Source organism: Gordonia sp. LMA167 (genome assembly GCF_058130025.1).
This window is the reverse complement of sequence record NZ_CM176708.1, coordinates 2,421,524-2,440,767: the sequence shown is the minus strand read 5'-3', so window position 1 is coordinate 2,440,767 and position 19,244 is coordinate 2,421,524. Positions and strand designations below refer to the sequence as shown.

Annotated in this window: 14 protein-coding genes; 5 read left to right on the top strand and 9 right to left on the bottom strand. The window is 60.8% G+C overall.

All coding sequences use genetic code 11. The features are described 5' to 3' along the window. The first annotated feature begins 39 nt into the window (after positions 1-39). Positions 40-921 carry an alpha/beta fold hydrolase gene (locus ACVT6V_RS10995; protein ID WP_489899786.1) on the top strand — a complete coding sequence of 294 codons (882 nt, stop codon included), beginning with the start codon at positions 40-42 and terminating at the stop codon, positions 919-921. 317 nt (positions 922-1,238) lie between these two features. On the opposite strand, the gene ACVT6V_RS10990 is transcribed toward ACVT6V_RS10995, so the two are convergent. From ACVT6V_RS10990 to ACVT6V_RS10955, 8 genes are all read right to left on the bottom strand, one after another. Beyond that, positions 1,239-2,102, bottom strand: coding sequence for an SDR family NAD(P)-dependent oxidoreductase (locus ACVT6V_RS10990; RefSeq protein WP_489900776.1), 864 nt, complete (start codon positions 2,100-2,102; stop codon positions 1,239-1,241). 242 nt (positions 2,103-2,344) lie between these two features. Further along, complete coding sequence (locus ACVT6V_RS10985) at positions 2,345-3,463, bottom strand: ABC transporter substrate-binding protein (RefSeq protein ID WP_489899785.1); 1,119 nt, start codon at positions 3,461-3,463, stop codon at positions 2,345-2,347. A 174-nt stretch (positions 3,464-3,637) separates the two neighbouring features. Next, positions 3,638-4,345 carry an ABC transporter ATP-binding protein gene (locus tag ACVT6V_RS10980; protein WP_489899783.1) on the bottom strand — a complete coding sequence of 236 codons (708 nt, stop codon included), beginning with the start codon at positions 4,343-4,345 and terminating at the stop codon, positions 3,638-3,640. Then, entirely contained in the window at positions 4,345-7,329 is a 2,985-nt protein-coding gene (locus ACVT6V_RS10975; protein ID WP_489899782.1) for an ABC transporter permease subunit, read from the bottom strand. The genes ACVT6V_RS10980 and ACVT6V_RS10975 overlap by 1 nt, the downstream gene beginning before the upstream one ends. Before the next feature lie 582 nt (positions 7,330-7,911). Continuing rightward, a complete protein-coding gene (locus tag ACVT6V_RS10970; RefSeq protein ID WP_489899781.1) occupies positions 7,912-9,528 on the bottom strand; it encodes an AMP-binding protein in 1,617 nt (538 codons plus the stop codon). A gap of 18 nt (positions 9,529-9,546) precedes the next feature. Continuing rightward, positions 9,547-10,716, bottom strand: a complete 1,170-nt coding sequence (locus ACVT6V_RS10965; RefSeq protein ID WP_489899780.1) for a thiolase family protein — start codon at positions 10,714-10,716, stop codon at positions 9,547-9,549. 38 nt (positions 10,717-10,754) lie between these two features. Further along, positions 10,755-11,525: an SDR family oxidoreductase gene (locus ACVT6V_RS10960; protein ID WP_489899779.1), complete on the bottom strand. Its 771-nt coding sequence runs from the start codon at positions 11,523-11,525 to the stop codon at positions 10,755-10,757. 25 nt (positions 11,526-11,550) lie between these two features. Next, a complete protein-coding gene (locus ACVT6V_RS10955) occupies positions 11,551-12,312 on the bottom strand; it encodes a crotonase/enoyl-CoA hydratase family protein (RefSeq protein WP_489899778.1) in 762 nt (253 codons plus the stop codon). Between the two features lie 110 nt (positions 12,313-12,422). Between ACVT6V_RS10955 and ACVT6V_RS10950 the strand changes: the two genes are divergently transcribed. The 3 genes from ACVT6V_RS10950 to ACVT6V_RS10940 all read left to right on the top strand — a co-directional run bounded on the left by ACVT6V_RS10950 (position 12,423) and on the right by ACVT6V_RS10940 (position 16,629). After that, positions 12,423-13,571, top strand: a complete 1,149-nt coding sequence (locus ACVT6V_RS10950; protein WP_489899777.1) for an acyl-CoA dehydrogenase family protein — start codon at positions 12,423-12,425, stop codon at positions 13,569-13,571. A gap of 161 nt (positions 13,572-13,732) precedes the next feature. Continuing rightward, entirely contained in the window at positions 13,733-16,012 is a 2,280-nt protein-coding gene (locus ACVT6V_RS10945) for a CoA transferase (protein WP_489899776.1), read from the top strand. Between the two features lie 83 nt (positions 16,013-16,095). Beyond that, positions 16,096-16,629, top strand: a complete 534-nt coding sequence (locus tag ACVT6V_RS10940) for a hotdog domain-containing protein (protein ID WP_489899775.1) — start codon at positions 16,096-16,098, stop codon at positions 16,627-16,629. Here ACVT6V_RS10940 and ACVT6V_RS10935 read toward each other — a convergent pair whose 3' ends face one another. Then, positions 16,630-17,427 carry an enoyl-CoA hydratase/isomerase family protein gene (locus tag ACVT6V_RS10935; protein ID WP_489899774.1) on the bottom strand — a complete coding sequence of 266 codons (798 nt, stop codon included), beginning with the start codon at positions 17,425-17,427 and terminating at the stop codon, positions 16,630-16,632. Positions 17,428-17,595: 168 nt separating this feature from the next. Between ACVT6V_RS10935 and ACVT6V_RS10930 the strand changes: the two genes are divergently transcribed. Then, entirely contained in the window at positions 17,596-19,227 is a 1,632-nt protein-coding gene (locus ACVT6V_RS10930) for an AMP-binding protein (RefSeq protein WP_489899773.1), read from the top strand. The last annotated feature ends 17 nt before the right edge of the window (positions 19,228-19,244 follow it).

Below are 19,244 nucleotides of genomic sequence, written 5' to 3'. Positions count from 1 at the left end.
CGAATCGCTCTCGACGACGTGAGTCGATACAGTGAACCCGTGAATGACGAGTTCAGCCTGTTGCGCGAAACCGCTGACGAACTCGGTCTGGAAATCCCGGTTCCGACCGTCCGACGCATCGACACCACCGTTGAGGGCCATCAGGTCAGCGCTTTGGCATGGGGTGCCCCGAGTCCGCGGGCGGTGTTTCTCCACGGGGGTGGGCAGAACGCACACACGTGGGACAGCGTCCTACTGACCCTGGGAATACCGGCGCTGGCGATCGACCTCCCCGGACACGGCCACTCGTCCTGGCGCGCCGACAGCGACTACTCGCCGGCACCCAATGCACAAGCCATCACCCCGGTGGTCGAGGAGCTGGCTCCCCAAGTCGAGCTGGTGGTGGGCATGTCACTCGGCGGGCTCACCGCCATCCGCCTCGCGGCGACAGTCCCGAACCTCGTGCCACGCGCCGTCATCGTTGATGTCACACCGGAATCACCCAGCCGCGCAGCCGAACTCGAACGGCAGGCCCGCGGAACCGTCGCATTGATCGACGGGCCCCACGACTTCGCAGATCTCGCCGAGATCATCGACCGCACCCACGCTGCGGCACCACACCGATCGTTGACATCGATCCGCCGCGGCGTCATCCACAACACCCGGCGGCGCTCAGACGGCCGCTGGGAGTGGCGCTACGATCGGCTCCGCGAAGCGCCCCGGGCGCAACCGCTCTGGGACGATCTGCGAGCAGCCACGGCCCCGATGACTCTCGTCCGCGGTGGTCGATCCGCCTTCACTTCCGACGAGGACGTCGTGCGATTCCGCGACCGCCGGGCACACACCGACGTGGTGACGATCGACGGCGCCGGTCATTCGGTGCAGAGCGATGCCCCGCGAGAGCTCGCGACGCTGATCGCGCATGTGCTGGGACAGAGCTGATTTCACCGGACCAGCCCCTGCGGCCGGGGGATCGGAGCTGCCTCCGAGTCCGAGATGGTCGGCGGTGGAACATCCAGTTCGGCTGGCATGATCATTCTGGTCGCGACAACTACCCGGCCACCGTATGTACGCCCTCGCGAGTATCCGCCACCCGGAAAGCCGACAGCCACCACGGGCCAATCGCCAAGAAGCTCCGACGCGATCAACGAGATGGCCATCTCGACGTCGGGTATGCCGCCAGCTTCCGAGACATCAAAACTAGATCGCGCCTCTTCCATTCGCCCGACACAACCAGCTGCACTTGTTCATCCATGGACCTAGGCTTCGTCCGTCACCGACTCATCGGATTGACGAAATAGTTCAATGCGTCGAACAGCGCCGCTGTCGGCAGTTCGACGGACCATGAACTCTCGAAGCTGATCGCCGGCAACATGTATGACCCGACCGCTGAAATCACCTGCCGACGGACAGATGAGATACTCAACGACCTGAGCGATATGGTCCGGCGCAAGATCTGTTCGGGATGGATCCAGATAAGCGGCGTTCATCCGGGTCGCAGCGCCCGGCGATATGGCGTTGACGGTGATCCCCTCATCAACGAAATCGGACGACATCGACAGAGTCAGCGACCACAGCGCAGCTTTGGCCGCAGCGTAGGCGTATGTGCCACCCCCGTATCTGGAATCTAGTGCAACCTCCGAGACCGTATTGATGATCCGACCAAACCTCTGGTTCTTCATCCAGGGGATCGCCGCACTTATCGTTCCCAGCGCAGCCTTGAAATGAATATCGAGTTGAGCGTCAACATCCGCCTCGATCGGTCTCTCAACATCTCCCGGTGCCGGCACAAAGCCGGCGTTGTTAATCAGGATATCGATACGCCCAAGCTCACTCACGGTCTTGCGCACAACTTCTTCGCCACCGGCCAACGATCCGACGTCGGTGTGATCGACGATCGCCTGCCCACCTTCTGCCTCAATCTGAGAAACTACACTCTGGGCCGGAGATGTATCCGTGCCGGTGCCGTCGACTGCAACACCCAGATCGTTCACGACAACGATTATTCCTCTGCGCGACAACCGTATTGCTTCGGCGCGTCCAATGCCGCGGCCAGCTCCGGTAATCAGAGCAACCTTACCGACCAATGAATCATTGTCTACGTTCGAATCACCAGAACCCATCACGATGCGATCGTACCGTCTCCCGGCTTTACGTGTACAGGCCGCTTTGGCGAAGGTGCATGCGACTGGGAAGCCCCGGATGTCTTTCCCGCCTTGGTTGTCGGTGCATCCGCAAAGGATGACGAAAGCGCGCGCGGCGTCGAGTCCTCTCGCCGCCGCGCGCGCATCCATCCCCTTTTGTGAGTCCAGATCCGAGTCGGACCCGCGCATGGGGGTGCGCCTGGTGCCGGCCTCCGCGGGTGCTACCCCTGAGATTTCGAGAGCAATTCCAGGCCGTTGTACAAGGTGTCCGACGCCGGCACGAGTTGCTTCGACGCAACATCCCACTTGTTTGCGCGGACAGTTGTGTTGAACAGTCGATCCAGTCCGGGGATCGGTGTCTGTTGGGTGAAGTTCAGGGGCGGGACCACACCTAGATCGAGGTCGGTCGTCTTGTTCAGTTGGTCCAAAAGCGACGCACTGGTGACGTCACCGGAAATCTGCTCGGCCACCTTGTCCACAGCCTGTACTGCCAACCACGCGTTGAGGGATGTGGCCTTGCGTAATTCAGGCGCGGCAGCCTTGTCACCGGAAGCGAAGGCTGCATCCATCTCGGTAGTGAACTGCTGCAACTCCGGATACTCACTTGCCGCAGAGAAGGGCGGGAACGGGCCACTTTCGTAGAAGCCTGCCGCCGAGGGACCTGCGCTGGCAAGACTTGGTTCGGACAGTGCGCCTTGTGCATTGCAATACTTCAGCTTGTCCCCGCCTGCTCGCATGAGTGCAACGCTGCCCTGCTCGGTCGAGACCATGGTCACGCCGTCCGCGCCGCCGTCGACGAGCTGAGCTGCCGCAGGAGCGTAGTCACTGGTGTTCAGCGGCAGCTTGATATTTGGATCGATCGGTTTACCTGCGGCCACACCGCCCGCCTGGACCAGAGCCGCAGTCCGTTGGGACGCGGCTACATCCGAACTGATTCCACCTATTTGCTTGACCCCGTCAGCTGCCAAAACAGAAGGACAAGCTACGAAGCCAAAGACAGGGTTGTAGTAGACAAAGCTCATCTTACTGGTCAGCTCAGAACCATCGCCTGCGATCCCGACGCTACCGACCGCGGGAATCGAGGCCGATTCGAGAGGCGCCATCTCACCACCGGTCTGCGAGTACATCCCGACGACCGCGACCACCTTCTCGTCCACCGCTTGCTGTCCACACGCGGCAGCAGCGGTCGCGTCATTCTTGTTGTTGCACACAGTCAGCTCAACTTGCTGACCTTTGATACCGCCCCTGTCGTTGAGGGCGGTGACCGCAGCTTGCACCGCCGCGATCGACTCGGGCAGGTTCGCACCGCCGGTCGAGGTCTCGGTCGGTGCAACCGTCATCAGCTTGATCGTGCCACCTGACGATGACTCCGATGACCCACCGGAAGAGCCGTCACCGTCCGAGCACGCACCCATCGCAAGGACGAGTGCAGCCGCGGTCGAGCACACCCCAATTATCTTCTTATTGAACATTTTTGCCTCTCATTGGTTACGAATGGTCCGAACTCTTCCGGACTACGGGGTCGTGGCCGTGGATGTGTTGCCGCCAAGGTACGAAGATTCGATACGAGATTGATTCGCCAAGGCCTGGGCAGCTGTTCCGGACCAGTCGATGCGTCCCTGGCGTAATACGTAAACGCGGTCGGCAACCTGGAGCGCCTTCCTCACATGCTGTTCGACCAGCAGCACAGCCATACCGCTGTCGGCGGCCGATCTCACCGCGGTCAACAGTCGTGAGGTGATCTGAGGCGCAAGGCCGAGGGACAGTTCGTCAGCGAGCAGGGCGTCCGGTCGTCGGGCGAGTGCGCGAGCGAGGGTGAGAATCTGCTGCTGCCCACCCGAAAGTAGACCAGCCTTCCGATCGAGATGGTCAGCGAGCTCGGGATAGTCTACGACAACCGCTTCGGGATCTACTCTCGCCAGACGCAGATTCTGTCTCGCCGTCAGCGACATGACAACCGAACGTTCCTCGGTCACGATCGACAGGCCATGGCGAGTGCGTTGATACAGGGGAAGATGAGCTACCTCCCCCTTCCACCGTACCTCCCCGCGACTCGGGGACAGAGCACCTGCGAGGGCCATCAAGGTCGTAGTCTTCCCACTTCCATTCGGGCCGAGCAACGCCACGACTTCGCCCGCATTCACTTCCAGATCGAGGCCGTGTAGCACCGGGATCGGTCCGTATCCAACCTCGAGATCGCAGGCGGCGATGATGCTGGTCATCAGTGACTCCCTACTGGTTCGGTGGTCGTGGCACCGAAGTACGCAACACGAACGCTGTCGTCTGCCTGGACCTCGTGCGGAGTGCCCTCGGCGATCTTTCGTCCGAAGTCCAAGACGATGACGTGGTCACTGATCTCCATCACAAAGTTCATGTCGTGTTCGATGAGCAGAACGCCCAGGTTCCACTCGTCGGCGAGCTTCCTTGTGAGAACCGCCAATTCAGCGCTCTCTTGCTCGTCGAGGCCGGCCGCCGGTTCGTCGAGGAGGAGAATCGACGGACGGGTAGCCACCGCACGCGCAATCGCGACGAGGCGTCGCCTACCGTACGGGAGGTCACGGACCGGACGATGCAGATCATCCAGCAGATCGAACTCTTTGATTGCCGCTATTGCGGTCGAACTGAGCGGTCGGTTTCCAGGGTGGACGAGATCAGTCGCATAGGCGGCCAGCCTCCGATCATCGCTCGCTGCCCTGATGTTCTCGAGCACGCTCAGGTCTTCGAATAGTTCGAGGTTCTGGAAGGAACGGCTGACACCCGCACGAGCACGTTTGTGGGCGGGAAGGTCGTGCAATGCTTGGTCGCCGAGCGTGACCTGCCCTGTAGCAGCGGGGCTGTACCCCGTGATGGCGTCTACAACTGACGTCTTACCCGCACCGTTGGGTCCGATCAGCCCGACGACCTTGCCGGCCTCGACGGTGAACGAGACATCATCAACGGCCCGAACCGAACCAAACCGAACACCGAGGCCGGCGACCGTCAACGTGACTGAATCAGCGCGGTTATGCGTGGACTGTGCAAGCTGGCCCACCATCTCGGCCCGGCCGACGTCGCGCCGCCGGAAACGCTTCGGCACCTTGGAAGACACCCACGAGATCTGATCCACTGTTGTCCCCGCGATCCCTCGACCACCCGGCTGCATCAGTACCAGGATCAGCACGATCCCGCCCACGAGCGGCAGGTACCTCTCGAGGTCACCCAGCCAGCCCTGGATGTGATCAGAGAAGACAACCCCCAGAACTGCGAACGTGACCAGACCGACAACCGGCGCATATCGTGCCCATCTGCGGAATCTGACATTGTTCACAATTCTCTCTTGAACACTTTGTCCAACAACAAATCCCACCACCGCGGCAAGGACTGCACCGGCAACCCGCGCCAACGTGGCAGAACGGCTGAACAGGCCACTGAGGCCGTCAGAGATCCGTGACGCCAGCGCACCCGCAACCAGAGTCGCACCAGCGAAGGCACCAGTGATGTAGCCGACACCACCGGCGACAGCGAAGGCGATGATCAGGATGCCCTGGAATGGATCGAACATCCCACCGCCGTAGGTGATATTTCTCTGCTGAAACGCCAACAGCACACCGCCCGCGCCTGCAATCGCAGCGGACAACGCGAACGCGTACATCTTGGCCCCGAAAATGCTGATGCCCAAAGATGCAGCCGCACGCTCATTGGTCCTGACCGCAATCAATCTGCGCCCAACCCGGCCACGGCGAATGTTGGCCACGAGCAAACCGATCACCACCGCGGCGACCAGAACGAGAGTGGCATATCGCTCGGGATGAAGCGTGTTGTCGATGTCGATACCGAATAGTGTCGACTCACCCACCAGCGTTCCCTCAGGCCTACTGAGTGCTTCTCCAAAGACCGAGCGGCCCGTGCCGGCGGGAGCCGGAGAGAAGTATTGCCGCTGAAAAAAGAAGGCGTCCACGGCAACTGACATTCCCAAAGTCACAACTGCGAGTTGAATTCCACGCGTTCGAAGCGCTGGAATCGCGAACAACAAGCCGACGGGGACGACAACAACGATCCCAGCGACAAATGCCAGTTCGAGCGGCCAGCCGTACACGGCGACAAGGCGTCCTGCGACAAGAGCAGAGATGCCGGCGAATGTGACCTGCGCAAGTGACAGCTGTCCGGTGTAACCGACCAGGACCACTACCGAGAGGAGCAGTATCGCCCAAATGGAGTTGATTGTGAGCGCGTTGAGCCAGGTCGTTGGAAGGACCAACCAGATCATCGCCAACACAAGAAGACTGGCGATCAGCAGGGCAGGGACATTGACTCGTCCACTCCCAAGTCTGGGTAGCTTTTCGCTCAGATGCCCTCGCTCAGGAATGCTTCGGCCACGAATCATCAGGAATACCGCGATCAGCAACACCGGCACAGCCTTATCCAGCCCCTTCAAGGAGGAACCGTCGCCGCTGTGAACCTGGATCTGCAGCTCCAGGATCGAGATCGCCAGTCCCGCAAAGAAGGCGATGGGGAAGGAAGTAAATCCCGCGACCAGCGCAACGGCTAGTGTCGGAACGATCAGGAGCAGTAAGTTTCCCGAACTCAGCGGGTTCTGGAGAGGGGCCAACAGCACTCCCCCGAGACCCGCCAGTGCAGCCCCGCCGAACCACGACATCCCGGCAATAGCGTCCGGTGACCAGCCCAGCGAGGCGGCCGACTGCTCGTTCTCCGCAACTGCAGTAGCCGCGTGACCATATGTCGTATAGCGATAGAACAGCCAGAGGCAGAGCGTTATCGCGGCAATGACGCCCAGTCGGACCAGGATATCCCAACCGATCAATTGACCGGCCAGTTCAATCTCGGCACGAGGGAGCACCGAGGGGGCCAACCGTGTCGCACTACCGAAGAGAAGCCCAACCGCTGCTTGGAGAATGATCAACAAGCCGAGGGTTGCGATGACCTTGTTCAGCTGACTGGTCTCGCGCAATGCACGCATCACCACCACGTGAAACGCAAGCCCGATGACGCCGGTGACGAACACTGTGATGATCCCAGCGAGCGCCCGTGGGATGTCCCAGGCTGTAGCGAGCTGGTCGAAGAAGTATGCAGCGAATAGCAAGAATCCGCTTTGGGCGAAGTTCAGGACACCTGTGCCGCGCCGAATGATGAGCACCCCACATGCAAGGAGCGCATAGAGAGCGCCCGTACCGAGGCTCAGCAGCGTGTAGCCGAGGAAGCTTGTCATATTTCTCTCTATGTGGATGGACACAGAAGGCCGCAGATATCGTGAAATAGGCTGGCTGTCTGCGGATTCCGGCGCCGAACTGATCACCTGGAGATAGGTCCTTCGGCCCCAGTGAACCTGTTCACTGGGGCATCTTCACGTGATACGACTCACTATACATGTATAGCAACCCTTGGTCTACTGCCAGGCTCGCCGGCCGGTTCGCCCTTGTTGGTCGTGAAATTGCTCTGCAGATGACTTGACGCCGAGAGGTCGATGGGGAGGCGTCTCTCGGCTGAAACGGTGCATGTGGCGCCGTCGCGCCTCTGACTGAAAAGGATTGTCCGCAGAATGGGCAAGCTCGGATTCATGCCCTGGAAGGCTCCGGTCAGCGGCCGGGAGTTTGTATGACACCTCCTGGCGAAAGCAGCCGCGCGACCTCGATACATCAATCAATCGGTGATGAACTCGGTTGCACCCGAACCCAGCAAGACGTCGAGCACAGCCCAGTTCACGAGGACAAGGTCGACCCATCCTTGTTGATCTCCACCTAGATCAATCCGATTGTCGAGTGACCGATCGGCGCTGGTGGCAGCAACCCGCCTATGCTTCGAAACCGAGTGATGCCCGAAGATCTATCTTCCTGATTTTGCCCGATGGCGTCCTCGGAAAGCTCGAGACCACCCGAAGCTCCTCTGGCCATTTAGGTTTCGCGAGTCCGACCGCACCGAGGTGTAACCTCACATCGGCAAGTGTGGGCTCGTTGTCCGGATTCTCGGGCGTGACGAAAGCGATCGACCGTTCACCTGTGCGAGCGTCCGGCACTCCGACGATGGATACATCGGCAACGCCGGGGCACGACAGCAGCGCGTTCTCGACCTCAGCCGGAGAGATGTTCACACCGTTGCGAATGATCAGGTCCTTCGCTCGCCCTGTGACCGAAAGGTGCCCGGCTGAGTCCATGACGCCGAGGTCGCCGGTGGCGAACCAACCGACGTTGTCGAACGACTCCGCCGTGAGTGACGGATCTGTGTAGCCGGCACAAAGATCGGGACCGCGGCTGTGGATGTGCCCCTCGATCCCGGACGGCGCTATCGTGCCGTCCGGCAGTCGAACTTCGACTTCGACGCCTGGCAAGGGCTGTCCGTCGGTGGTGAGCAACGCGACACTGTCGTCGCCTATCAACCCGGCACTGATCGTGGGATGCTCCGTCAGGCCGTATGAGCGCAGAACCGTCACACCGCGATCCTCCGCCCGTCGTACCAGATCCTCGGGAACCGTTGAGCCGCCGAGGATCACATATCCCATCCGCCGCGCTATCCGGTCTGTGAACCCAGGGTGGTCGATCAGGGCAGACAGGAACACCGATGCACCTCCGCCGGGAGCCAGGTCGTTTTTCCCGCAGATTGACAGGATGAAGTCGACATCGAATGAATCCACCACATTGATGGGTTCGCCCCGATACAGGGGCGCCAACAGGCCGAGGGTCATACCGGCGGCATGTGCTATCGGTGAGGCGGTGATCTGAGGCGTGGCATTCGCTGGGATCATGAGTGCCAGATGGTTTCGCACCTCAGCGACGATCGTACGATGCGTGTGGACAACACCCTTGGACTGACCCGATGTCCCTGAGGTGTACGCGAGCAACACCGGGTCGTCGGCAGATGTCGTCACTGCGGACTCGATGGGTCCGCCTGCGATGAGGTCGTCGAAGTCGAGTGCGCCGTCAACACCCGAGGTTCCGCACACCACCACCTCCTGCAGCATCGGCATGGCAACACATGCGCCGACCGGAACATCGAGATTGCCGCCTTCGTCGAACGCCCCATGCTGGACGATCAGAACAGTCGCACCGGAACCGTTCACGATCTCGGTGAGCTCCTTGCGGCCGTAGTAGCCGGCAATCGGCACCAGCACCATGCCGGCAAGGCTACAACCGATGAAGGTGACCGCAGCTTCCAGGCAGTTCGGTAACTGAAACGCGACCCTCGTCCCCGGCCGCACGCCCCGTGCGACGAGTCCCTGTGCGAATCGTCTCGCGAGCGACTCCAGTTCGATGAAAGTCAGGGACGCCGGATCAGTTTTCGACCAGACTCGGAAGGTCTGATCGGGACTGTCGGTCAGTCCTGCCAACAACAGTGACCCGACAGTCGTATCACTCCACAACCCTGTGTCCAGATAGTGTTGCCGCAATCGATCGGGAACAGCTCGGACATTCATCGCTGCCTCAGAACTCCATCACAGGCGCTCGTAAATGGTTGCGTTCGCAGTTCCGCCACCCTCACACATCGTCTGCAGGCCATATCTCCCACCGGTATGGCGGAGGTGATAGATCAACGTCGTCGCGATTCGTGCGCCAGACGCGCCAAGCGGATGACCGAGAGCAATTGCACCGCCCAGTGGATTCAGGCGATCGAGCGCAGCACCAGTTTCGGCATGCCACGCCAACGGCACCGGCGCAAAGGCCTCGTTGACCTCAAAAGCGTCGATGTCATCGATGGACAAGCCAGATCTCTTCAGCGCGAGCGCTGTCGCGGGGATCGGTCCGGTCAGCATCTTGACGGGATCATCCCCGGTGACCACTGCGGTATGAATCCGCGCCAACGGCACCAGACCGTGTTTCTCTGCGAACTCTGTCGACGTCACCATGACTCCGGCAGCCCCGTCGGAGATCTGAGATGCGTTCCCCGCAGTGATCGTTCCGCCTTCGAGGAAGGGGGTCTTGAGACGGGCCAGCTTGTCGATCGTCGAACCTCGCCGTATACCTTCGTCACGGGCGAGGGACCCTGCGGATGTGTCCACCGCGACGAGCTCGTCGTCGAACGCACCCCCATCTTGAGCCTGGGCCGCCAGCTCATGCGAACGCAGCGCGTACTCGTCCAAATCGGTCCGGCTCAGGCCCCACAGCTCTGCGATGAGTTCGGCGCCGGCTCCCTGATTGAAATGACCCCGGAATCCAGGCTGGGTCAATGCTCCTGCGTACCTATCGACCGCAGAACCACCCATCGCGCCCGTACCCTCGACCACGGCAGCAGTCATGGGTACCCCCGACATCATCTCAACGCCGCCAGCAACGACCAGGTCCGATTGCCCCGAGATCACGGCGGCTGCTGCCGTCGAGATAGCCTGCTGGGACGACCCACACTGTCGATCGATGGTGAAGCCGGGGACGTGTTCGGGCCAACCAGCCGCGAGAACCGCCATCCGGGCGACATTCCCGGACTGCTGCCCGATACTGATGACATTTCCCCAGTGCACATCATCGATCAGGCCCGGGTCGACGCCCGTCCTGGCGACGAGCTCATTGAGAACCAGTGCGGAAAGGTCAACCGCGTGCACATTGGCCAGGCTTCCGTTGCGCGCTCCCACCGGTGTACGAACTGCTTCAACAACTACTGCGTCACGCATGGTGTCTACCCTCTCTCTTGCAATTGGTGGAATAGTCGCTATTTGGGGCCGAAGCGCTGTGCGCCATCGATACGGACCACTTCGCCGTTCATATACTTGTTACCCAGTAAGAAGAGCGCGAGATCCGCGTACTCGTCGGGATCTCCCAGCCTTTTCGGAAACGGCACAGTGGAAGCAAAGTGCTTGAGCGCATCGTCACCGACAGACTCCATGGTGGGGGTACGCATTGTCCCCGGAGCGATCGAATTGACCCGAACACCAATCGAACTCAAGTCACGAGCGCCTGCCAGGGTCAGACCGACGATCCCGGCCTTCGCCGCGGCGTACGGCGCCTGGCCGATCTGACCCTCGTAGGCGGCAATCGATGCCGTGCACACGATTGAACCACGTTCGCCGTGTTCGTCAGGGTCGAGTGTGGCCATGTGGGCTGCAGCCAACCGCAACACGTTGTAGGTGCCACCCAGGTAGATGTCGATGGTCTTGGAAAAGTTCTCCAGCGGCGCCGCGGCGCCATCACGGCTCACTATCCGCTCCGCGACCCCGAAACCGCCATGGGAAATCACCACGTGCCGGAGTTCGCCGAAATCGGCCGCGGCGGCAATACATGCCTCCACGCTCGTGGAGTCTGTGACATCGGTCCGGACATAGCAAACCCTGGCACCCAGCTCATCTGAAAGCTGTGACGCGCGTTCATCGGCCAGATCCGCTACGACAACGAAATTCCCGGACGCATGCAGACGCCGACTCACCGCTTCGCCGAGCCCACCGGCACCCCCGGTAACGATGGCGACGCTATCTGAAGTAATCACTCTGTCCTACTTTCGATTTCAGTAATCAACGGCCCTGCCACACGGGCTGGCGCTTTTCAGCAAACGCGCGCGCGCCTTCCCCGGCGTCGTCCGACGCGAACACCGGCAACAAGATCTCGAGCTGTTTTGCGAATGCCTCGTGCGGCGACCACGCCTGCGCCCCGACGATGATCTCTTTTGTTGCCGCCACTGCCAGCGGACCGTTGGCAGCAATCTGGCCCGCCAGCTGCAACGCCATCGACAGCGCTTCGCCTGGTCGGGCGAGTCGATTGACCAGGCCGAACCGCAATGCGGCGTCCGCGGACATCGGTTCTCCCGTCAGGGCGTACTCCATAGCGACCTGATACGGAATCCGCCCCGGCAGACGCAACAGCCCGCCCCCGCCGGCGACGAGTCCACGCTTGACCTCCGGCAATCCGAACTGCGAGTTCCCAGCTGCAACGATCATGTCGCAAGCCAAGGCGAGTTCAGTTCCCCCTGCCAGGGCGTAACCCTCGACTGCCGCAATCAACGGCTTCCTGGGCGGCCGCTCGGTGAAGCCCAGTCCGCGGCCTGGCACCGCGATCGTCTCACCTCTGGCAAATGCCTTGAGATCCATACCTGCCGAGAACATACCGGCCGCACCGGTAACGATCCCGACCGAGACGTCGTCGCTGTCGTCGAGTTCGTCCATCGCTCGCGCGAGCGCAACGCTGGTCGCAGCGTCGATCGCGTTGCGCGCCTCCGGGCGCTGGATGGTGATCACCATCGTCGCGCCACGACGCTCACACAGCACTTCCTCTGCCATCTGCCACCAACCTTCACCTGCTGACCCGGAGACACCCATCTGCTATACATGTATAGTACACTTCGGTTGCCGTTGCAAAGAGGCTTGGCACCATATCGAATCGAGGAACATTGCGGCGTCACATCTTCGAACCCGAACACGATCAATTCCGCGCATCTGCCCGGACATTTTTTGAGCGTGAATGCGTTCCCCATGCCAAGAAGTGGGAGCAGAATGGGAAAGTCGACCGCGCCGCTTGGATAAAAGCAGGAAGTCAAGGGCTTCTCGGATGGGAGATGCCCACAGAATACGGCGGCCTCGATATAAAGGACTTCCGCTTCAACGCGATCATCACCGAGGAGTTCCACAACTCAGGTGCCGTCGGCATCGGACTCGGCGTACAGAACGATATAGTGGCCGGCTACTTTCGGAACTTGACCACCGCCGAGCAAATGGCCCGGTGGATACCCAAATATATTCTGGGAGAATATATTACAGCAATTGCGATGTCCGAGCCAGGAACAGGATCGGACCTGGCACACATTGCGACGACAGCAGTGCGCGACGGTGACCACTACGTGTTGAACGGCTCCAAGACATTCATCAGCAACGGCGCTCTGGCAGATTTGATCATCGTCGCGTGCCGGACGGACACATCGGCAGAGAAGCCACACCGCGGGATTTCGTTGCTCGTTGTCGAAGACGGCATGGCAGGTTTCAGCCGCGGGCGCAATCTCGACAAGATCGGGCAGAAGTCAGCGGACACCTCCGAGCTGTTCTTCGACAACGTTCGCGTACCGCTGAACAATCTCCTGGGTGAGGAAAATCGCGGCTTCTACCATTTGATGGAGAATCTGCCGGCGGAAAGGCTGGGCATCGCCGTGCACGCGCGAGCGCAAGCTTCTCGCGCACTCGACCTCAGCCTCGAATACGCCAAGGAACGCAAGGCGTTCGGACAAACGATCGGCTCCTTCCAAGTCAACCGCCATGCACTGGCGGAGATGCGGACGAAAGTCGATGTCATGACGGTGTATATCGACCAGTGCATACTCGCGGTCAACGCCGGGGAATTGACCGCCGTGGAAGCCGCGGAAGCCAAGTGGTGGGCCACGGAAACCCAGTGGGAGGTCCTCGACCGATGCCTTCAGTTGCACGGGGGGTACGGCTACATCAATGAGTACGAGATCGCCAGATTGTGGCGCGATGCACGCGTTCAGCGCCTGTACGGCGGCACGAACGAAATCATGAAAGACCTCATCGGCCGCTCGATGGGATTCTGAGCAGACGTCTCGCGCGTTGAGTCGACGGGCCAGATCGACGTCGACCCCCACGATGCGAATGTCCGATTCGGAGGCGAAAACAGTCTCGATCAAACTAGACTGTACACGTATACCTCGGTTGCTATTTGTGCAGCTAGAACCATTTTCTGAAAGGACTTGCGATGACCAACTCGATCCTGGAGGGCATCCGCATCATCGACCTCACGTCGGGACTCGCGGGGCCTATGGCCACCCGCCTCCTCGCCGAAGCCGGTGCGGACGTCATCAAAATCGAGCGTCCGGAAGGCGACCCGATCCGGGAGCACCACCCGGCAGCGTTCTCAAACTGGAATCGAAGTAAACGGAGCATCGTCCTCGACCTGAATACGCAGCAGGGCCGTGAGCATCTCCTCGGCCTCCTCGCAGAAGCAGACATCCTCGTCCACGGATTCAGCCCAACGCGGGCCGCAGCGCTAGGCCTCGACGATCAGACGCTTTCGCAGCACAATCAACACCTGATCGTGAGTGCGGTGACCGGGTATATGCGCACACACCCTGACGCCGAGAAGCCGGGTTACGAAGTACTCGTACAGGCTCAAACAGCGATGATGGACGAGCAGATGGGTCACGACGATGGCCCGACTCACTTGCGACTGCCGCTCGCGAGCTGGACCGCAGCTTATCTGGCGGCGTCCGGAATACTGGCGCGACTGATCCTTCGACAGAGAACAGGTAAGGCCGGACCTGCCCACACAAGCCTGCAGCAGGGCGCATACGCCGCGATGGGGTGCTTCTGGAACCGCGAAGAACATCCGACCGACTTCCTGATCGCCAAGATCCCACTACCCAAACGTATGGCATTCCCGGCGATTACGCTCTTCAGATGTGCCGATGGCCGTTGGATACAAACACTCGGCGGTTTCATGGAGAACCCACTCGTCATCGAAACGATAGCGATGATGGGCGAAGAGTACGTATTCGTTCCGTTTCAGCAGATGCCTACGCCGGAGCAAAGAGATCTGTGGCAAAGGATGTTCGAGCAGCGAGGCTCTGACGAGTGGCTTCAAGCGTTCTGGGACGGCGACGTACCGGCCGGCATGGTCTATAGCATCGGCGAGGTCCTCAAGGATCCCCAAGTGATCGCCAACGGTCACGTCACGGAAGTCGATGACCCCGTGTGGGGGCAAGTACGCCAGAGCACCAACCCATTTCACCTGTCACCGGCAGGGATGGTTCAATCGGCGGCACCGACCCTGGGTCAACACCAGGGCGAATCATGGACTGCCCGAAATGAACTTTCCGTATCACCGGCGGGTCCGTACCCCCGGCGCCCCCTTGAGGGGCTCAAGGTCCTCGATTTCGGAATGTTCCTGGCCGGCCCATTCGCTCCATCCCTCATGGCGGACATGGGAGCAGACGTCATCAAGGTCGAAGCAACAACCGGCGATCGGATGCGTATCTCGGAATTGATGTTCATCGGCTGTCAACGCGGAAAGCGTTCCTTGGCAATCGATCTCACCAAGGATGAGTCCCGCGACGTAATCGAACGCCTCGTCAAGTGGGCGGACGTCGTACATCACAACCTGCGCCGACCCGCAGCAGAGTCTCTCGGAATCGACGAGCCGACCTTGAGGAAGATCAAACCCGACCTCATTTACTGCCATGTGAGCTCGTACGGTTCGGAAGGCCCGAGAGCGGATTGGCCAGGATACGACCCCATTGCGCAGGCGTACTCAGGACACATGGACGCCGGCGCCGGAAAAGGCAATCCCCCGATGTGGATTCGCAGCGCACCCCTCGACTTCCAAACCGCTCTGTCGTCGCTTGTCGGAACACTCCTAGCTGTCTACCAGCGAGACAGGACCGGGAACGGAAACATGGTGACAGCCTCCTTGATGGGGATCGCCGCCACCCTGAACAGCGAAACCATGATCCTTCCCGACGGCAGCTTTGCGCCGACACCGGAACTCGACCACGATCAGAAGCTCGTCGGTGAGGGGTATGGCGTCTACCGAACCGGGGATGGATGGGTGGCAGTCGCGGCGGTCGGCGAAACCAAAGTCGGCCAGCTGCGGGAGGCGGTGGGAGCTACGAGTGAGACCACGCTGGTAGCAGCTTTCGCCGCATTGTCCGTCGACAAGGCACTCGACTTACTCGGCGAAAGTGGCATACCGGCAGAATCTGTCCGAGTGGACTACCAAGACGAGTTCTTTGACGACCCCGACAATCAGAGGGTGAAGCTGGCAACTCACACCGAGCACAAGGTCTATGGGCGAGTCGACAACGCAGGAGCGTTCTGGGTCTTCGATGACCTCGACTTGACGCTGGATCGTCCTGTCCCCCTTCTCGGCGAGCATTCGTCGGAAATACTGGCAGACCTCGGCTTCGAGGACGCCGCGATCTCGGCGATGACAGACAACGGAACCGTTGTGGTCACCGACGTTGCCTTCATTCCCCGATGACCGGGGACCACGACAGACAACAGGACAGTTGGAGCCATCTCGGACCAATGGCCAACCGCGGCGGTGCGGGCTACCCAGACCTGATGACGCAGGTTCGTCGTCTTCAAGATGCGGTCGCGGGGGCATCAGCCCCCGATGAGACGATTGTGGCTGTTGCCCGACATCTCTCCGAGATCGCAAGTGAGTTGGAACAATACGAGGTACCGGAAGCACAGGCGCCGGTCGGGACCCGGACCGACCTTCCTGGCCGAGGGCATCCGTTTCTGGTCCCCCACGTTGTGGACTCCTGGACCGACTCACGTGTCGAGGCCCATGTGACCTTCACACGCTTCTACCTTGGCGGCAACGGCGCTGCACACGGTGGCGCTCTACCCTTGTTATTCGATGAAGTCCTCGGGCGGCTCAGCAGTGGTGGCGGCCGAAAGGTCGCGCGCACTGCCTATCTCCACGTCAACTACCGCCACATCACCCCGATCGGTCGGCGACTGGAACTCGAGGCAACGTTCGATCGCGAGGAGGGGCGTAAGCGGTACATCTCTGCCCGCCTACGCGACGGGGATGTCGTAGTTGCTGATGCCGACGGTTTGTTCGTAGAACTTCGCCCCGGCCAGCCCTGATCAAGACTGCGCTCGAGACTGGTTCCGCGCAGCATCGACCGCATTTCGGTGCTCGGGTGAACTCATGCTCTCCAGCTCACCCGTGAAGGCGATGTCAAAGGCGTTGTCCAGGTGCATATCGACGTATGAGTTCAAAGCCGACTTGGTGGACTGAAATGCAGCTTGGGGCACCGCTGCCAGCCGATGTGCCAAGGAAAGCGCCTCTCTCGCGAGATCTCCCGACGGCACGACCCGACTCGCAAGGCCCCATTGAACAGCATCAGCCGGCATGATCCGTTGCCCAAGGAAAAGATACTCTCTTGCACGCGATAAGCTAGTCAGCAACGGCCAGACCAGCCCTCCATCACCAGGAACCAGTCCCATTCGTAGGTGCGGATCAGCGAGAAAACTCTGATCCGAGAGCAGGACCAGATCGGAGAGAACGGCAAGGCTGCACCCGAGGCCCACAGCGGGCCCGTTGACCGCGGCGATGACCGGTAGCTTGCAGCGCACGATCCCACCGACGATTGCGCGGGCTTCCTCGATCGTTTTCGCCCGCAGTTCCGGATCATCGAGATTCTCCTGCATGTATGCGAAATCCCCACCGGCGCTGAAGGCATCACCGGCACCGGTGATGATGACCGCGCGGGCATCCGCATCGTCGCCGATCTGTGCCCACACGCCCGCCAGCGCCTGGTGCAGCGCACGATTGACCCCGTTGAGGTCCTCGGGTCGATTGATGGTCAGAATCCGCACTGGACCATCACTCGTGACCTGCAATTCAGGGGGCAGGCTGTACGTAGACTTCTCGTTTGACATCGGAGTCATTCCTTACACTCGGCTTCGCTGTGGGCACATGATCAGCGTCCCGGTCCGGGGATGCGCCACTGATCGGCGGGCTCATTCGTGAAGTGCTTCAAAATAATGCACACGTCACGTATCGTTCAATTGACCCTTTACATGTATAGCACTGGTGGTGTCGAGACGATGACAACGTGGCAAACCGTCGATCCGGAGACGGCGATCTCGGACGAGTACCGGCAGCAAGGGTGGTGGGACGGCAAGACATTGCCGAGCCTGCTCGTTGATGCCTTGAGCCGGTCGGAGGCCCGCCTGTTCCGAGTCCACTCAAACGAACGCCCTTGGAATGGGACACTTCTCGACGTTGCACAGATGGCTCGACGCGTGGCGACAGGGTTGCGGCGTCGTGGCGTGCGGCCTGGGGATTCTGTTGCCTTCCAGCTACCGAACAGTGTCGAGGCCGCCGCCGTGTTCTACGGGCTCGTTCTCCTCGGTGCGGTCCTGGTGCCCGTGGCGAGTGCATCTGGCCTTCGTGAAGTCCGAATGGCCCTGCGGCAGTCCGGCGCACGAGTGGTCATAGTCGCGAATTGGCAGAAGGCCGCGTTCGACTTCGACAGTGTGCTCGACATGCGATCCGAGTATCCGGAACTCGAGCACGTGATCGCTGTCGGCGACCGGGCCACACCGACGGGCGTCCTCGACTTCCACGATCTGCTCGACACCGATCCGCTTTCGGAACCCGCCATCGTCGATCCCGCTGCGCCCGCCGTCATCGGCTGGACGTCCGGCACGACCGGTGTACCCAAAGGGGTTCTCCTCAGTCACCGAGCCCTCTGTGCCGACTCCCGACTGCACATGTCACCCTTGCTGGACCGACGCTCACACCCCCTGGTGAGTACTTCGCCGGTCAGCCACGTCACCGGCATGCTCATATCAGTTCTTGTCCCGCCCCTGCTGGGGCAAGACATTCACCTCTTGGACTACTGGGATCCCGGTCAGGTGCTCGCCCTCATGATCAGTGAGGACTTGTCGGCAGGTAGCGGTGCACCTCTGTTCCTGGCTTCCCTCCTCGATCATCCCGACTGCACCCCAGCCCACCATTCACTCATCGAGATGGCTCCCCTCGGGGGTGCCTCGGTGCCACCTGATTTGATCACGCGGGCAGATGATTTGGGAGTTCGAGCGTGGCGGGGATACGGATGCACCGAGCACCCGAGCATTTCCCTGGGTCGCCCCGATCAGCCCCTGCACATGCGTGCGAACACAGACGGGACCCTGTGCACCGGAGTAGAAGTTCGAATAGTCGACGACGCCGGCATAGATGTGACGACGGGGCATGCCGGTGAGATCCTCAGTCGGGGCCCCGACCTCTTTTCCGGTTACACCGATGCTTCTCTGAACGCCGAAGCGTTCGCCCATGGATGGTACCGAACCGGCGACATAGGTGCGATCGACGACGACGGCTGTCTTTCGGTAATGGACCGCAAGAAGGACATCATCATCAGGTCAGGATTGAACATCAGCGCTGCCGAAGTCGAGTCGGTACTCATCTCCATGCCACAGGTCTCTGATGTCGCGGTCGTCGCTGCCCCAGATCCGCGAACAGGTGAACACGCCTGTGCATTCATTCGCCCGGCACCGGGGTTCGACGCACCATCCGTTGCCGAGATCGCCGCGCACATGGCGGCTGCACAGATCTCCAAATACAAGTGGCCAGAAGAAGTACGGCATCACGCAGCGGACTTTCCGCGGACGCCTGCAGGTAAAGTCCGGAAATCCGATCTCCGGGCGAGTCTGCGAGTCCAGACTCCGCACTAGTGCGGGTCACATTCAGA

Excerpts from the sequence above, each read along its gene's own strand:
- ACVT6V_RS10980 (WP_489899783.1), bottom strand. The coding sequence starts at position 4,345 with ATGACCAGCATCATCGCCGCCTGCGATCTCGAGGTTGGATACGGACCG.
- ACVT6V_RS10985 (WP_489899785.1), bottom strand. The coding sequence starts at position 3,463 with ATGACGGTTGCACCGACCGAGACCTCGACCGGCGGTGCGAACCTGCCC.
- ACVT6V_RS10940 (WP_489899775.1), top strand. The coding sequence starts at position 16,096 with ATGACGCAGGTTCGTCGTCTTCAAGATGCGGTCGCGGGGGCATCAGCC.
- ACVT6V_RS10930 (WP_489899773.1), top strand. The coding sequence starts at position 17,596 with ATGACAACGTGGCAAACCGTCGATCCGGAGACGGCGATCTCGGACGAG.
- ACVT6V_RS10975 (WP_489899782.1), bottom strand. The coding sequence starts at position 7,329 with ATGACAAGCTTCCTCGGCTACACGCTGCTGAGCCTCGGTACGGGCGCT.
- ACVT6V_RS10970 (WP_489899781.1), bottom strand. The coding sequence starts at position 9,528 with ATGAATGTCCGAGCTGTTCCCGATCGATTGCGGCAACACTATCTGGAC.
- ACVT6V_RS10955 (WP_489899778.1), bottom strand. The coding sequence starts at position 12,312 with ATGGCAGAGGAAGTGCTGTGTGAGCGTCGTGGCGCGACGATGGTGATC.
- ACVT6V_RS10945 (WP_489899776.1), top strand. The coding sequence starts at position 13,733 with ATGACCAACTCGATCCTGGAGGGCATCCGCATCATCGACCTCACGTCG.
- ACVT6V_RS10990 (WP_489900776.1), bottom strand. The coding sequence starts at position 2,102 with ATGGGTTCTGGTGATTCGAACGTAGACAATGATTCATTGGTCGGTAAG.
- ACVT6V_RS10965 (WP_489899780.1), bottom strand. The coding sequence starts at position 10,716 with ATGCGTGACGCAGTAGTTGTTGAAGCAGTTCGTACACCGGTGGGAGCG.
- ACVT6V_RS10935 (WP_489899774.1), bottom strand. The coding sequence starts at position 17,427 with ATGTCAAACGAGAAGTCTACGTACAGCCTGCCCCCTGAATTGCAGGTC.